The 15,586-nt window shown below is 57.1% G+C and carries 12 protein-coding genes; 4 read left to right on the top strand and 8 right to left on the bottom strand.

The window, feature by feature from the left end; all coding sequences use genetic code 11:
* Positions 1–145: 145 nt before the first annotated feature.
* On the bottom strand, positions 146–2,182 hold the full coding sequence (locus MJ8_RS10160) for a UDP-N-acetylglucosamine 4,6-dehydratase (protein ID WP_201414249.1): 2,037 nt from the start codon (positions 2,180–2,182) through the stop codon (positions 146–148).
* A 388-nt stretch (positions 2,183–2,570) separates the two neighbouring features.
* On the opposite strand from MJ8_RS10160, the gene MJ8_RS10155 reads away from it, so the two are divergent.
* Together MJ8_RS10155 and MJ8_RS10150 are read left to right on the top strand one after the other, a co-directional pair.
* On the top strand, positions 2,571–3,362 hold the full coding sequence (locus MJ8_RS10155) for an ABC transporter permease (protein ID WP_201414248.1): 792 nt from the start codon (positions 2,571–2,573) through the stop codon (positions 3,360–3,362).
* A gap of 7 nt (positions 3,363–3,369) precedes the next feature.
* Entirely contained in the window at positions 3,370–4,092 is a 723-nt protein-coding gene (locus MJ8_RS10150) for an ABC transporter ATP-binding protein (RefSeq protein WP_201414247.1), read from the top strand.
* A 37-nt stretch (positions 4,093–4,129) separates the two neighbouring features.
* Here the strand turns inward: MJ8_RS10150 and MJ8_RS10145 are convergent, their stop codons facing one another.
* Genes MJ8_RS10145 through MJ8_RS10130 form a run of 4 tightly spaced genes read right to left on the bottom strand, consistent with a single transcriptional unit; the run spans position 4,130 to position 8,453 of the window.
* Positions 4,130–5,044: a lysylphosphatidylglycerol synthase transmembrane domain-containing protein gene (locus MJ8_RS10145; RefSeq protein ID WP_201414246.1), complete on the bottom strand. Its 915-nt coding sequence runs from the start codon at positions 5,042–5,044 to the stop codon at positions 4,130–4,132.
* Positions 5,031–6,020 (bottom strand): glycosyltransferase family 2 protein, encoded by a 990-nt coding sequence (locus tag MJ8_RS10140; protein ID WP_201414245.1) that lies wholly within the window; start codon positions 6,018–6,020, stop codon positions 5,031–5,033. Before MJ8_RS10140 ends, MJ8_RS10145 begins: the two co-directional genes overlap by 14 nt.
* A 1-nt stretch (position 6,021) precedes the next feature.
* Positions 6,022–6,720: a class I SAM-dependent methyltransferase gene (locus MJ8_RS10135; RefSeq protein ID WP_225248214.1), complete on the bottom strand. Its 699-nt coding sequence runs from the start codon at positions 6,718–6,720 to the stop codon at positions 6,022–6,024.
* Positions 6,717–8,453, bottom strand: coding sequence for a hypothetical protein (locus tag MJ8_RS10130; RefSeq protein WP_201414244.1), 1,737 nt, complete (start codon positions 8,451–8,453; stop codon positions 6,717–6,719). The genes MJ8_RS10135 and MJ8_RS10130 overlap by 4 nt, the downstream gene beginning before the upstream one ends.
* 574 nt (positions 8,454–9,027) lie before the next feature.
* Between MJ8_RS10130 and MJ8_RS10125 the strand changes: the two genes are divergently transcribed.
* Positions 9,028–9,852, top strand: a complete 825-nt coding sequence (locus MJ8_RS10125) for a class I SAM-dependent methyltransferase (protein WP_201414243.1) — start codon at positions 9,028–9,030, stop codon at positions 9,850–9,852.
* A 98-nt stretch (positions 9,853–9,950) separates the two neighbouring features.
* Complete coding sequence (locus MJ8_RS10120; RefSeq protein WP_201414242.1) at positions 9,951–11,054, top strand: rhamnan synthesis F family protein; 1,104 nt, start codon at positions 9,951–9,953, stop codon at positions 11,052–11,054.
* Between the two features lie 158 nt (positions 11,055–11,212).
* Here the strand turns inward: MJ8_RS10120 and MJ8_RS32270 are convergent, their stop codons facing one another.
* From MJ8_RS32270 to rfbB, 3 genes are read right to left on the bottom strand one after another with little or no spacing between them, the layout of a single operon-like run.
* Positions 11,213–13,471, bottom strand: coding sequence for a class I SAM-dependent methyltransferase (locus MJ8_RS32270; protein ID WP_225248213.1), 2,259 nt, complete (start codon positions 13,469–13,471; stop codon positions 11,213–11,215).
* On the bottom strand, positions 13,468–14,451 hold the full coding sequence (gene rfbD / locus MJ8_RS10110) for a dTDP-4-dehydrorhamnose reductase (protein WP_201414241.1): 984 nt from the start codon (positions 14,449–14,451) through the stop codon (positions 13,468–13,470). The genes MJ8_RS32270 and rfbD overlap by 4 nt, the downstream gene beginning before the upstream one ends.
* On the bottom strand, positions 14,448–15,581 hold the full coding sequence (gene rfbB / locus MJ8_RS10105; RefSeq protein ID WP_225248300.1) for a dTDP-glucose 4,6-dehydratase: 1,134 nt from the start codon (positions 15,579–15,581) through the stop codon (positions 14,448–14,450). The genes rfbD and rfbB overlap by 4 nt, the downstream gene beginning before the upstream one ends.
* Positions 15,582–15,586: the final 5 nt, after the last annotated feature.

Raw genomic sequence — 15,586 nt, 5'->3', positions numbered from 1 at the left:
AATCATTTGACCGCAAGGTGCTTGAACGGGTTTCGATAGCCAATTGCGGACGCACGGCACAGGTCTAAAGCGCATAGCCGCTTTATGTCTTTGATTTTGTCAATGCCTTTATCCCGGAACCGGTTTCCACTTTCGGGAGACATGCCTAGCCGACCTGTCCGGCCGCTTTCGGCGTCGCCTCTTCGCGCAGGCCGCCAATGGCTTCGTCTTCTTCCGCCCTGTAGAGCCCGGCCAGGATGGCAAGGGCCGCGGCCTTGTCGCGATCGTGCATGGCGGCCACCAGCGCCGGCAAGACCGCCTCGATCCTGGGCCATTCGACGACGCCGGTCCTGAGGCCGAAGATCTTGGCGATGTCGAGCTTGACCACCTCCTCGCTCTCGGCGTGCAGCGTCTCGTGCAGCTTCTCGCCGGGCCTGATGCCGGTGAAGCGGATCGGAATATCGGTGTAGGGGCTTTTGCCGGCCATGCGGATCATGGTTTCGGCGACTTCGAGGATCGGCACGGGCTTGCCCATGTCGAGCATGTAAATGGCGTAGTCGTCCGCGCCCCGGCGCTGCTCGGCATCGGCGGCCGACATGATGACGAGATCGACGGCCTCGGCCACGGTCATGAAATAGCGGGTCATACGCCGGTCGGTGATGGTGACTGGACCGCCGGCCTCGATCTGCGCCTGGAAGATGGTCGCCACCGAGCCGTTGGAACCGAAGACATTGCCGAAGCGCACGGCGATGAACTTCGTGCCCGAATGACGCAAACTGGTGCCCCCGGCATGGCCGTTCACCGCCCCGGCGCGCGGCGGCGATGCCGCCTGGGCCTCATGCAGCGAGGAGACGATCTGTTCGGCCGCCCGCTTGGTGACGCCCAGCACCGAGGTCGGGTCGACGGCCTTGTCGCTGGAAATCAGCAGGAACTGCGGCACCCCGCATTCGGCGGCGATCTCGGCGCAGGCAAGCGTGCCGAAGACATTCGTCTCGATCGCCGCTTCCCAATTCTCCTCGAGCAGCGGCACGTGCTTCAGCGCCGCGGCATGAAAGATGATCGCGGGTTTGAACTCGGTGACGAGGCGCGTCATGTGAGGCCGGTCGGTGACGTCGACGATACGGCTGGTCAGCCGCTCGCGGTCGCCGTCATTGGTCTGCTGATCGAGCTGGAAGATGCCAAACTCGGAATTGTCGGCCACCAGCACCGCCTCGGCGCCCAGTTCCAGCGCGCGCTTGACGAGCACGCGGCCGATCGAGCCGGCGCCGCCCGTGACCATCACGCGCTTGCCGCCGACGAAGGCGCCGATGCGCGCGGTGTCGGTGGCGACCGCCGAGCGGCGCATGATGGTTTCCATCTCGACGGCATCGAGAACCAGCTTGCCGCCCTGCCCCAGTTCCGACAGGCCGGAAAACTGGACGACGCCGATGCCGCTGTGGCGGGCGACGCGCACCAGCTCGGCATAGTCCTCGATGTCGCGCTCGACCCCCTGGCCGAAGATCAGGAGGTCGAGGCTTTGCGTGCCCTTGACATAGTCTTCCAGCACCTCGACCAGGCGCGGCCTGAGCGCCACGACCGGGACGCCCTGGATCTGCGTGCCGAGCGGCGCGTCGCTCTCGGTGGCCATGATGCCGGCGATGGCGTATTCGGCGGGCTGGGCCGTTCGGGTGAAGCGCACGATCACGTCCGCCTCGCTCAACCGGCCGATGAACAGCGCCTGCTTGGTCGAGACGTCGCCGGCGGCGCGGCGCAGGATGCGCCAGCTCGCGCCGTCGCGCAGGAAGCGATAATAGAGCCTGGGCGCCGAGATGATGGTGAAGGAGACCAGGAAGAAGACGATGAACTGGCGCTCGTTGAGGCCCATGACAGGCTGAAAGAAGAAGCGGAAGCCAAGCGAGGCCAGATAGAGGACCACCGTAAGGCTGCCGCAGCCCTTGAGGATGTTGAAGAAGTCGGGCGTGGAGGCAAAGCGCCAGACGGTGTTGTAGAGGCCGCTGAAGCGAAACAGCAAATGGGCGATGAGCACGATGAGCGCCCAGCAGGCCAGCCCGCCGGAGGAGAACGCGTCGAACGACAGCCGCGACTGCGACAGGATGAGGCTAAGAGCCACCGCGACCAGGACCATGACGAGATCCTGGACCATGATGATGGCGCGCCGCATCCTCGGTCGAAGTTCCGATACGGCTTCTACATAGGCGGTCATTGGGTAGTACTGAACTCCAGGCGTGGGATGCTACCAGAATGGCGAAAAACCTCGTCCGCCGCCACTCTAGATTGCAAAACCCCCAAGCTCCGTCACCCGGCTACCGCATTAGCCCGGAGCGGGCGAGAGAGCCAGCGGTTTTTGGGGGATACCGATTGTGCGAATGATTTGATTACAAGCGCAATAACTCAGACCGGACTGTCAGTCGTTCCGAAAACTGTCGGGCACTCAACAGGGAAAGCTAATAAATGTCACGGTTTGACGATCCGGCTTCACTAAGCCGCAGCGCGCTGCCATAAGCTTGTCGCAATGGCTATGAAAGAGAGTGCACGGCGGTCGTGTGGGGCGAGGGACAAATCACCAGAACAGCTATTGTGGCACCACATCGATGATTTCGGTACTGAACGGCGCCCTCGACGACATCTTCGGGGCGATGAAGCTGCGAAGGGTATGGATTGCCCTCGCTCACGAAGATATTGGTGACCAGCACCGGCGAACCACGCTCGGACCACTCTGGCTTCTGGTCAACTATCTCGCCTTCGTAGGCACCTTCGTCTTCGTATTCCAGCCCGCCGGCAAGGATGCGGCGGGCTATTCCGCCTACGTCGCGATTGGCCTCATGGTATGGTTCTATCTCATGGAGGTCATAACCGTGAGCGTGTCGCTGTTCAAACGTGAGCAGAGTTTCATCGAAGGCACGACGCTGCCCTTGTTCGTCTATGTGATGCGGTTGACGGTGCAGTCAGCGATTCGGGCGGGCTATGCCATTGCCGGATGCATAGTCATTCTGCTGATCAGTGGACCGGCCCTCACGACGGCATGGCTGTGGTCGCTTGGGGGGCTGCTTCTGATTCTGCTGGCTACTCCAGCTATCATTGCAATCTTCGCGTTTACCGGCGCATTTTTCCCTGACAGCGAATTCATAGTCGGCAACCTGATGAGGGTTGGCATGTTCTTCACGCCGGTCTTCTGGGTCAACAACGGGCAAGACCCGATACAAACCTATGCATATAACTGGAATCCATTCACGAGCTTCTTGGAGGTTGTACGCCATCCCATCCTCAGCGACGAGTTTCCGGGACACGATTTCGCTCTAACCGGTGCCTTCACGCTGGCCGCATGGGTTATTGCATTGATGCTGCTTGGCAGATATCGCCGGCAGGTCGTCTTCATGATCTGAGTGTCCAATGGTTTCCATTAAGCTGGATAACGTCAGCCTGGTTTATAAGCTGCACGAAAAGCTAACCCTTTCTGCGCCAGACCGACGCATGAGCGATACGGGTGGCAGAATCGCCAGTTCCGGAAGAAAGCAGTTCGTCCAAGCACTGGACGGGATCAGTTTTGAGTTGAAGGCGGGTGATAGGTTGGGTCTGGTCGGTCCGAATGGAGCCGGCAAGACGACCCTGCTGAAGGTGCTTTACGGAATCTATGAACCCTCTGGGGGACGCATCGTCATCAATGGCAAAGTCGATGCCCTCTTCAATATCAACATAGGATTTCGCCCCGAAGCCACAGGCCGCCGGAACATCGTATTGAGAGGATTGATCAGCGGTTGGACCGAAGCCGAAATCGAAGAGAAGATGGAAGAGATCATCGCCTTCAGCGAGCTCGGCGATTTCATCGACCTGCCCTTCAAAGCATACAGCCAAGGCATGGCTGCAAGACTGGCTTTCGCTGCATCAACCGCGCTTGAGCCCGAGATCCTTCTGATGGACGAGTGGATCAGCGCTGGCGACGCTTCCTTCCAGGAAAAGGCCAAGCGACGCATGGACGAACTGGCGGAGAAGGCCGGCATTATCGTGCTGGCAAGTCACGATCAGAGCCTGATCGAACGTGTCTGCACGAAGACTTTGACACTTCGCCATGGCCGGGTGGAGTCGATGACGATGGCGGCAATGGAAGCCGCCTGAGAGGTGGACGCGTAACGGCAGTTGTCCCTTTCGCAGACTAGACAGATTTGGCGATCCATCTTTGATACCCGAACTCCAGAACTGCAAGGAGAACGTCACCCAAAAGGGTGACAACCCGATGTGTTATTGCAACCGTGGTCGAAGCAGCGGTTGGTATGCCGGCAGTCGAAAGACCTGCGATGAAAACTGCTTCTCTGACGCCTAAACCGCCAGGCGCCCCCGGCACAACGAAACCTAGCAACCAGCCGGCCGCGGATATTCCGATGGTCATCTTCCATTCGGTCGTTTGTCCGTAAAGCGATTGGACAAGGGCGGAGAAGATCAAGCCATTGGCCAGAAAGAAGAGGATATAGTAGGCAAGGCTGAGTGCAACCATTGAAATGGTGAGGCGTCTCTGGCGAGACCTAAAATATCGAGCAGCCGCGACGAAGGCGAGTAAAAATACAGCCGCCCCGGCGATGATATAAACCGAAGACGCAACATCGGGGTTAAATCCGTACTCCTCCCCGACCCTACGGACGAACGAATAGGAAAAAATCATCGCAACGCTTCCCGCGGCAAATATCATTAGGACGATTTCCATCATCTGCGCATAGGACAGCGCGTCCTTCGAAGCGTCATACCGAGACGCCACTACAAATCGACCGACGAGATGAATCACATTGGTTGGCAGATATTTGTAAACTTGAGTGCGCGCGAAAATGCGAAGCGCAAGGACCGGCGCGATTGCATTCTCTCCGACCGACGCCAAGAGACTGAACCAGGCCAGACCAACAAGCTGCAGCGACAAAGCGTAAACAATCGTGCCCGCCACGACTACAGCAATAAACTGCGGCCGATATATCACCTCAGATAATTGATCGGCGTAGCCGTAGACCGAGCGCGCTACAAAAATCGCTGCTACCACAGCAACAAGACCACCACCAACGCGAAGAATCTTAGAGCTTGACATGAGCGCCGGCCGGCTTCGCGACGGGTTGACTCTCCCAATTTGCAATCTCGGCGACGATATTCCTGTCGCGACTATCGCCACGTGTAGCAACAATCAACTCAGCGACCATACCGAAGAGCGTGAACTGCACCCCCACGATCATCAAGAGCGCGGAAACAAGCAGTAACGGACGTCCACCGATTGCTTCTCCACCAAACCATCGCACGCATAGAAAAAGAAATATCGCAAACCCTATCGCGAAGACAGCAACGCCCAGACCTCCAAATAGGTGGCCTGGACGCGAGTTGAACTTCGTGATGGTCACGACCGTAAGCAGATCCAAGAAACCCTTCAGCAGGCGACCGAACCCATATTTGGACTTCCCGAACCGGCGAGGATGGTGCTGAACCACAATCTCGGCGACCTTGAACCCCATTGCGTGAGCAAGGGCCGGAATGAACCGATGTAGTTCACCATAGAGGCGGACGTCATTGAAAACCTCTCGGCGGTACGCTTTGAAGCCACAGTTGAAATCGTGCAAGTCAACCCCGGAGACCTTCGCCGTTACCCTGTTGAAGAGCTTGGACGGCAGTGTCTTGCCAAGCGGGTCATGGCGCACCTGTTTCCACCCGGAGACGACATCAGCACCAGCCCGAACTTCCTTGAGAAAGCGAAGGATCTCTTTCGGGTCGTCTTGAAGGTCTCCGTCCATGGTGACGATGATGTCGCCCAAGGCATTTGATATGCCCATTTGTAGGGCGGCAGCTTTGCCGAAATTTCGCCGAAGGCGGAAACCCTTTACGGAGGGGGAAGCGTGAGTTGCACTTACGATTTCACTCCACGTATTATCCCGGCTTCCATCGTCTATGAAAACAATCTCCTTGAGTGAGGCTTCCGTCTCGTCGATACGCTCAAAGGCCGCCTTGATCCGAGCGGCCAACTCGCGAACGGTATCTTGCTCGTCCTTTACGGGTATCACTATCGAAACGCTTGGCATGTCAGTTCCTCCGGGTCAGCAAGGAGGTCTGGCTGGGAAAAGGCAACGCTGGCGCGAGCCCCCTCGTCACCCGCTCCTGTAGCCCACACGTATCGATAGCGTCGCGATATTCACGTCTGTCGCTATTGTCGAACAATATCACACCGCCTGGTGCAAGGCGGTCGATAGATTTTGCAAGGCATGAAATCCTGGCTCGACCATCGATCACAATAAGATCGAATGAACCATCAACCCGGTCAATTGATGAGACGTACCGATCAAAAGCACTTTCCTTATATCCTTTCCGGTTGGACCTCGCCCTGGAGGAAGGGGAAGCTGCCGTTGGCTCCACGACAAGCACTGAAATGTTGGAATAGGCTTCAAACATGCTGCTCATCGCTCGCGCGAACGGAGCGTCGTGCTCGACCGAATAGACCGAGCCGCATCGTTTTGCCAGCCAAACTGTACTGGCTCCGGCTCCGAACTCATAGACCTGGGCCAAGCCATTACGCGATGACAGAAAAGCTTCCACGGCATCAATCGCGGCGAATGTCCACCATGGCATATCCAGTTGAACAAGGTCAGCGCTATCGTAAATGCCGAATAGACTTCTCGCCCAACGAACATTGCGACTTTCTGAACGCTCCAAGCGCGCAAGCAGCCCGCTGCGCTCTGCTATCTTTCTAGCGAACCTCACCGAATTTACATAGGCAGTCTTCAAAGCTTCGATCCAATTTCAATTGGTTTCGGCAACTTTGCCCAACCAGACGGCGTAGCCACCCCCGCATATATCGATCGAGGATTTTGCTGGCTAGAGAGGATTTGGAGATCAACGTAGCCAGACCAGCCATAGTCATCACGTGCCCGCCCGAGAGCTTTCGCCACATCCGGCCGGTGCATCCCTCCCAAACCCAGGCCTATGACCGTTCCATCGTCATCGAAGAGAGCAATGCAGCTATAAGTGGAGATGAGATCGCTGCCAAGCAGTGGTGGCCGGTTGTCGGAACTGTCCGCCACCCAGCCGGAAACACGCGCCCACTGCGAGTCTTGCGTTTTGGATACGGTATCGATGTAACCTACTAAGCTGTCCGACTGGCTGGATATTCCTATCTGCATTCCGAGGGAAGGACAGCCAAAATCCCTTCCGTCGAAGGGGACATGATTGAACTTTTTCAGATAGTCCTCGAGAGCATAGTACTGATCCGGCACTGGCGTAACGTATTGCATGAGGTCGGGGTCCTTGACACCAAGGGACAACGCCAACGTTGCAATGTCTTTTCCTTCGGCCCTAGCGAGAGCCTCCGCCAGCCGCGGCGTGCCATTCACCACTATCAGCGCGGCTGCGGCGGCAAACATCGCGATCGAGAACCGGCGACCAAAAGCGGTCTGCCGGAAGAGGCAAAAGACTGCTCCAAACAATCCCACCCAGAAAAGCGCAGGAATGGTTGCATACCTGCTCGCTAAGGCTGCCGCATCACCCCACACATTTGATCTACCAATTGCCGCCAGCCCACTCGTCATGACCGCATATGCTATGATCGCAACGCAAAAGGCTGATCGAAAGCTGCTCTCGTCAGGCCGTAGAATTCTAAATCCCGCAATCAGGGAGGCTATCACAATTGCGATGATGCCAAGTGGAATAGCGGCGGACTCGGAAGTTACGATGCCGCCACCGATGAACGTGAAGCAGAACAGAGCAATCTGCATCGGATTGAAATTGCGAGCACCATGTTGCGTGGGGACATGCTGAAGCAAAGCGATCATAATCAAGTAGGCTACGCCTAGCACGAAAATCGCGATACCAAGCCGCCTCGTCTTGTCCGAGCAGAATCCTTGGATCCCGATTGCGCACAATGCAGTAAGGCCTGTGCTGTAGAATTGCGCAGCAATGGCAGCCAAAGCTACGGCAATGAGATAACCGTACGGCTTCTGGTGTTCGGCCGATTGCCAAAAAACCAGTGCAGCCAGCACGGTGAAGAGATTTGCACCGATCCAGGCAACCCCGCTCATGCCAAGAAAGAAGTTGTGTGCAGCGAATGGACTGAACACAAAAAGCGATGTGGCTATCCCTATAACAAATGCTTCAAGCTTGGATTTCATGGAGAACGAGAGTGCATACGAAAGAGCGACAGCGATAATAAGCGAGAAGACAGCGGTAATAGCTGAGAGACCGAAATTGTCCCCGTTGGAAAGACGGAAATTCAAGAGATAGAAGAGCTTTGCACCGGCGACGATATGCTCGTTCGATCTTGCATAAAGGTCGGATATCGCTGGGAACTCGTCGAGCGCTCGGACCATTGGAGAGAAAATGTCCCAATAGTCATTATCAGGAACACCTCTCGCCTGCGCCGTCAGGATGAGCGCTACTAGGAAGAGCGTGATCGGCCCAACGGAAGCAACTAGGGAGACGGGAGTTGAACGGCTGATAGAATCTGTACGAGCGTCGGTCGACATCAATTCAACACCGTTGACCCTGAATAGCTGCATCTTGCCTTGGCGTAGTTGGCACCTCGCACAGCACGCTGAATTGCGCAACCCAGCAATCGACGGTTGGCATGCGGAGCAACAGGAGGGGAGGGTGCGAAGCTCTACAAGCGGCGGTCGCAACGCATCGATACTCACCCGCTTTTGAGTGGTTGCGGCATTGCCGCAGTTATTCTCCGAAGCCGAAAGTGACACCTATCTCAAGCAGCCACTGCCGTAGGCCTTCTCGGGCCTCACTCTCTTCTTAGCTTTAGCGACCGAGCGCGGCAAGGTCATCAAGCTGAAGACTGACAGCGTACCGGCCGGATGCTCGGAAGCTGACGCCACGCATTCGATATATGACCACTGAGATGAACCGCTCGACCGATGATGTCCTCGCTACCAATCAGTCTTCCAGTTTCAGCCAAAGTCGTTCAGCATCGGTTTCGGCTGCATCCCTTTCGGACGATGACAAAAAAGTTGATTGTCTTCAGGCCCTTCTAGCGAGTCCCTTTGTCGGCGCTGCACTTGCGCGCGCGTACCTGTTGCGGCATGCTCGCAGCCCATGAACAGAGACGAAATACTGCTTTCGATGTTTGATCCGACCGGCTTCGGTTTGGAAGTCGGCCCGAGCTATAATCCGTTTCTGCCGAAAGCCAAGGGCTACAATGTCGAAACGATCGACCATGCCGACGCCGCGACATTACGTGAGAAGTACCGCGACAATGCATTCCAGATTGAGGAAGTGGACTATATTTCCGATGGTCGCAGCATGGCTGAAATCATCGGAGGGACAGAGCGATACGACTTTGTTTTTGCTTCACATGTGATCGAGCATGTCACTGACATCGTGCGGTTTCTACAGGACTGCGAAACGCTGTTGAAGCCCTCCGGCAGGCTCGTGCTTGCAGTGCCTGACAAACGCTTCTGTTTCGATGTATTGCGCCCACTGACTACAGTCGGACAGGCGCTGCAAGCTTACGCGGAGAAGCGTCAGCGCCATCCTGCCGGTGTCCTATACGATCATTTTTCCTATTTCTGCGAGAAGGACGGGCACGGCATATGGGTTACGCCCGATCTGAATGGCGTCGACCTAGTGAAAAGCTCCGAGGAAGCCCGGCAGATTTTCGAGATGGCGCAGTCGACGCCTGACTATCACGACGCGCACGCTTGGCAGTTCACGCCGTCATCCTTCCGATTCCTAGTGAAGAAGCTGCGAGACCTCGGCTACATCAAATCAGGCGAGGCCGGCTTCCACAAGCATGCCATCGGTGAGTTGGGCATGCACGAATTCTATGTCACTCTGTCGAAGTCTGCGGCGCGCCTGCCTGTCACCGATATGGCTTTGATCAAGCAGGCCGAGGCAGAGCTGCGGGAAGTGAGGCTTTAATTGCCGAGCACCGCAAGAGTTTGGTTTAGGCTGCGATTTGCCTAGCATTCAGACCTCAGATAGAGACCGGGCCTTAATTTTAGGGAACTTCCGCACATATGGGTCTTTACTCAAATGCACGCGCTCTGGCGTTTTCGGTCGCCAAACGCATCGTCAAATTCTTGTACCATGACATCAAGGTCTTGCGGGCGCTCTGCTGTCGGCCGTTTCCATCGCGCCCGTCTATAAAGTCCGTCCACGAGGGAGCGCGCGCGCATCCTGGCGGAATCTATGCGATTTTCCTGCTCTGGCAGCCGAAGCGATTTTCCTGGTACGTGCAAAACGCGCTCGAATCGCTGAATGAAGCCGGCATTAATATCGTCGCTGTGATCAACCATGACTTGAGTGAAGATCAACTCGCCTATCTTAGCGGGCATACACGATCTATCATCATCCGAGACAATTCCGGCTTTGATATTGGCGGCTACAAGGATGCCACGACCTACCTTGCGAAGAGCAACATCGCCCTGTCGCGGTTGCTTTACCTCAACGACAGTACCTATTTTTTCAAGGGTGGGCTTACTGATCTCTTTAGACGCATGATAACGTCAGAAGCAGACATAATAGGCACATTTGAAAACTGGGAGTTCACCTATCACATCCAGTCGTTTTGTTTTGCCGTCAGCGGCGACCTGTTCCGCAGTGAAAAGTTTCAGCGATTTTGGACCAGTTATCTCCCGGTAAATTCTCGTTTATGGGCGATCCAAGCCGGAGAAATCGGCCTCTCCCGCGCCATGATCCCGATTGCTTCCAGCATCGACATCATCTACAAGCCAAACGCTTTGCGGCCTGCTCTCTCGACGTTGAGCAAGGATGATTACACCGGTCTCATCAAACTATACCCCGGCGCGATCCGGTTCCCACACACGCATTTTCTCCGCTTACCCAAGTCGGCATGTGTTGACGAACTTGTCTCAAGAATTGGGCTGCGCTCCCAGATCCACACTGGAGGATTTCTTTACCGAAAATATCTGGCCTGCCCCATCGTGAAGCGTGATCTTCTTTACCGCCGGCAGTTTTCCGCAGACGAAATCGAACAGGCCCTTCTGGAAACCGGCCATGAGGGCCATCTCGACGAAATCATGACCGATTTCAAACGGCGGGGAGACTCGCTGCACCTGTCCGTACTGAGCAGGCTCAAGGTTGCAAACGGTATCCTGTGAAAAGGAAAGACAAATGTTGAAGATACCGAGGCGACTGTTCAAATCGGGCAAGCCGAAAAACTACCGCAGTTGACGAAAGAACAAATCGATTTCCTCGCCGTGAGCTGGCTTCTTGGAGCAGGCTACGACTTACAGCTTAGGAACGCTTTGCACCGTGCCTAGCGGGACAAGATAGCTGTGAACTCATTTCGGTTCCGCGGTGTCGCATGCACTCTTGACGGGCGCAGTGGCGAGTAACCGAGTTCGTACAATGCCTGGATGTCGCGCAGAAAGCCCTCCGGTGTGAACTGCCAAGCGTGGACGTCGACATAGCCACCATCCGCTTGCTCGTATTCACCAATCGCAGTCCGCACGCGGTTTACAATTTCTGAAGACTGCAGCGGGATACCATGGTCACCCTGCCAGTGGCGAACACAATCATTATGTACAGTGAGCGCGCGATGTTCGATGACGCTGGCGAGGCGGTGTGTTCCGCGCTTCGAAAAGTGCGCGTCCAAAATATCTGCGATCGTGGATTCGGGGATGAAGTGATCGAAGCAATATCGCTTATCCGGGACGATCACATAATATTTTCCACCGTCATCCAGGACATTCGCCACCTGCTGAAGATGGCGGATCAAGTCGGGCTGGTGTTCGATACAATGACAGCTGATTGCCGCAGCGAACGTATCGGAAACCGCTGATAGATCCCCCTCGGCCGAAGTGTAGTGAATTTGTGGAACAGCCTTTATCGGATACCCGATTTGCTCGGCCCTAGCGACCAATTGCTGGCTGTCAAGAACGTCGAAATACCTAACATGCTCGCCAGTTACTTGCGGGTTGCAGAATGGGCCGATTTCGAGGATGGAGCGATTTGATTTCACTTCAGCCAAAAAGTGTTCGCGTAACGATATGCGTGCGCCTAACCGCCCCTCTTGTGCGCCATGTTTCACAAAATGATCACGGAGATGTTCGTCGCTCATATGAGCGAGGTCGGCATAGTTATTTCGATAGAAATCGACATCCAGATAAATGCCCATCGTCGCCTTACTGTCCTGGGCTATACTTCGGTCCTGAGACCTTTTGTCAGCCGTCTTCAGCCTTGATTGCGAAAGGGCCGACCAAATTTTGGCGAGATATCGGTTACCTGTCAGGGTGAGGCGATGAGAATTCAGCTGCGCTTCATGGAGCGCATGTAGCGAAACAGTCCGCCCCGAAAAAAGCGTGGCCTTGCTTGAAAGTGACGTAAGCATTCGCACGAACGATCCATAACGCCACATGCGGGAACCGCGAATCAATTCGATTTCATGCTTCAATGCGGCGATATCTTCGGAGCGTGCCACGAGAGCCGCATTCGTTTTTTCCAGTTCCGTTCCCATTGCTTGAAGGTCTGTGTTTGCCTTTTTCAGCTGCTTCCCTGTCGCCTGAAGGTCCGCATTAGCCATCTGCAGCGCATATGCTCCGGCCTGAACTTGCGCCTGCGATCCCGCAAGATCGCGGGTGAGGGTCTCGATGGCCTCAGCTTGCCGCTCGATCAATTCTCGATTGCGTACAATCTCCTCCTCCATCGTCGTCGACTTTAACGACCACGGGTTTTCAGCTTGCCCAACAGCGCTCAAAGCTGTGCCCTCAAGATGAAGCATGTTTTGCTCAACGGCGGCGATCTTGCCGCTTATATGACGGCGGCCCAGGATATTCTCCTGGGAAGGGCGTTTGGTCACGACACAAAGGGAGTTCAGGAACTCGACGGAGTGAATGGACGCCAGCGAATGTTCATCGAATGCGACCCCATAGCCATCAGCGAACGCTGCCAGCGCTTCCGTTCGACTACGGTCCAGGCCCCAATGCTCGTGATTGATCAGGTCGAGCAATCTCTTGAAGAACGACATCGAGGACAGCGGGTCATAGATGCCACCTTCGAAGTCCTTCCAGTAGCTGGTATGCAGATCCTCGATAACGAATGTCCCACCGTCCGCAAGGTGAGAAAAATAGCGCGCGAAGCTTCGCACAATATCGGAAGACCTGTGCGACCCGTCGTCTATAATGATGTCGAACGCATCGGATCTCCCGATGATTCTTTTTTCGACCTCGTCGGTGTTAGCGTCACCGACGACAACGCTAATCTTCTTCTTTCGAAAAGTCAGCTGGCCGCAATTCTGATTGATATCGCAGCCAATAATGACCTTTGCTCGCGGAAAGTATTTTCCCCATATTTCAAGCGAGCCGCCATTCTGAATACCGATCTCGAGGACCCGAACCGGCCGGTTTCGATATTTCGAAAAAATTCGCCCGTATTCGTTCAGATAGATCGACCACTTGTCCGAAACCTTGCCCTCATGGGAATCGTAGAGCCGGTGAAGCGATCGCCTATCGACATTCGTTGATTTCGCGTCCGCTTCGGAGCTATGATTCTTCGGCAAGCTGGTCGGCTTGTTCATTGCTGAATGTTGTCCTTGAGCGGCATCGAACCGCTTGGCGCTGGGCTCGACAACGGGTTCAAGCTGCCGTGTCCCAAGCAAAGACCGAAATTCCGCTCATTGTCCAATAGGCGAGCAACCACGCTATCCGTCGCCTCCCGCCACTGCGGCGCCTGCCACCCGAACACGCCCGCGAACTTCGCGCTCGACAGCCGCGAATTCTGCGGGCGCCTGGCCTTGGTCGGATAGTCGCTCGTCGCGATATCGCGCACTTTGGCGTGCGGGCCACCAAACGCCTTGCTTGTGTCGAGGATGTGACGGGCAAAGCCGCTCCAGTTGGTCTCGCCCTCGCCCGCCAGGTGATAGACGCCGAAGGCGGCGAAATTCCTGTCGGCTCCCAGCCTCGCCGCCGCATGCAGGATGGCGTCGGCGATGTCGAGCGCGGATGTCGGATTGCCCCATTGGTCGGCGACGACCGCGATCTCGTCGCGGTCCCCGGCCAGCCTCAGCATCGTCTTGACGAAGTTCTTGCCGAAGGGGCTGTAGACCCAGGCCGTGCGCAGGATGAGGTGGCGCGGGTTTGCCGCCGCCACGGCCGCTTCGCCGGCGAGCTTGGAGGCGCCGTAGACGCCGAGCGGCGTGGTCGGGTCGGTCTCGACATAGGCGCCGTCCCTGGTGCCGTCGAAGACATAGTCGGTCGACAGGTGGATGACGGGAACGCCGAGCCTCGCCGCGGCTTCGGCCACCTTGCCGGCGCCGGTTGCGTTCACCGCGAAGGCCAGGTCCTTCTCCTCCTCGGCCTGGTCGACGGCAGTGTAGGCGGCGGCGGAAACGACGATGTCGGGCCTTGCCGCTTCCAATGCCGCGAACACCGTGCCGGGCCGCGCAAGGTCGAGCGCCGGCCGGCCGACGGCGACGACCTCGACATCGTCGCGGCCCCGCGCCGCCTCGACCAGGCTCGCGGCAACCTGACCCTCGCGTCCGGTGACGGCAAGCCTCACGTGGTCACCTTCCTGCTCTCAGCCTTGTCCCCGGCCGGGCTGCTTTCGATCGGGCCATGCTGGCTCTTCGCGACTGAACCGTGGCCCAGCCGCTCGCCGGCGTAGCGCTGCTCGCGGATCGGCCCCCACCACCATTTGTTGTCGAGATACCAGTCGACGGTCCTCGCCAGGCCGCTGTCGAAATTCTCCTTTGGCGTCCAGCCGAGCTCGCGCGCGATCTTGGAGGCGTCGATCGCATAGCGGCGATCATGGCCGGGGCGATCCGTGACGAAGGCGATCAGCTCGCGATAGCGCTTGCCGCCGGCGCGCGGGCGCCTGAGGTCGAGCAGATCGCAGATCGCCTCGACCACGCCGAGATTGGTGCGTTCGGAATTGCCGCCGACATTGTAGCTCTCGCCCGGCCGCCCTTTGGTGGCCACCAGTTCCAGGGCCCGCGCATGATCCTCGACGAACAGCCAGTCGCGCACATTGGCGCCGGCGCCGTAGACCGGCAGCGGCTTCTCGTCGAGCGCGTTGAGGATGACCAGCGGGATCAGCTTTTCCGGGAAATGATAGGGACCGTAATTGTTCGAGCAATTGGACAGCACCACAGGCAGGCCATAGGTCTCATGCCAGGCCCGCACCAGATGGTCGGAGGCCGCCTTCGAGGCCGAATAGGGCGAGGACGGCGCATAAGGCGTTTCCTCCACGAACATGCCGCCGTCGAAAGGCAGGTCGCCGAAGACTTCGTCGGTCGAAACATGATGGAAGCGGAAGCCGGCTTTGCGCTCCTCGGACAGGCCGCGCCAGTATTCCAGCGCCGCATTCAGGATGCGGTAGGTGCCGACGATGTTGGTCTCGATGAAGGCGCCGGGCCCGTCGATCGAGCGGTCGACATGGCTCTCGGCGGCGAGGTTCATGACGATGTCGATGTCGTCGCGGCGCAAGATTTCCAGCACCGCGCGCTCGTCGCATATGTCGGCCTGCTCGAAGCGGTAGTTATGCGCGTTCTCGATCGGCCGCAGCGATGCGAGGTTTCCGGCATAAGTGAGCTTGTCGAGATTGGTGACGCGGTAGGCCGGATTGGCGCACAGATGCCGGCACACGGCCGAGCCGATGAAACCGGCGCCGCCGGTGACCAGGAAATTCATGCCGC

It is taken from the genome of Mesorhizobium sp. J8, assembly GCF_016591715.1.
In the GTDB taxonomy this organism is placed as follows: domain Bacteria; phylum Pseudomonadota; class Alphaproteobacteria; order Rhizobiales; family Rhizobiaceae; genus Mesorhizobium.
The sequence above is the reverse complement of the archived record's forward strand: the minus strand, read 5'-3'. Positions and strand labels throughout refer to the sequence as shown.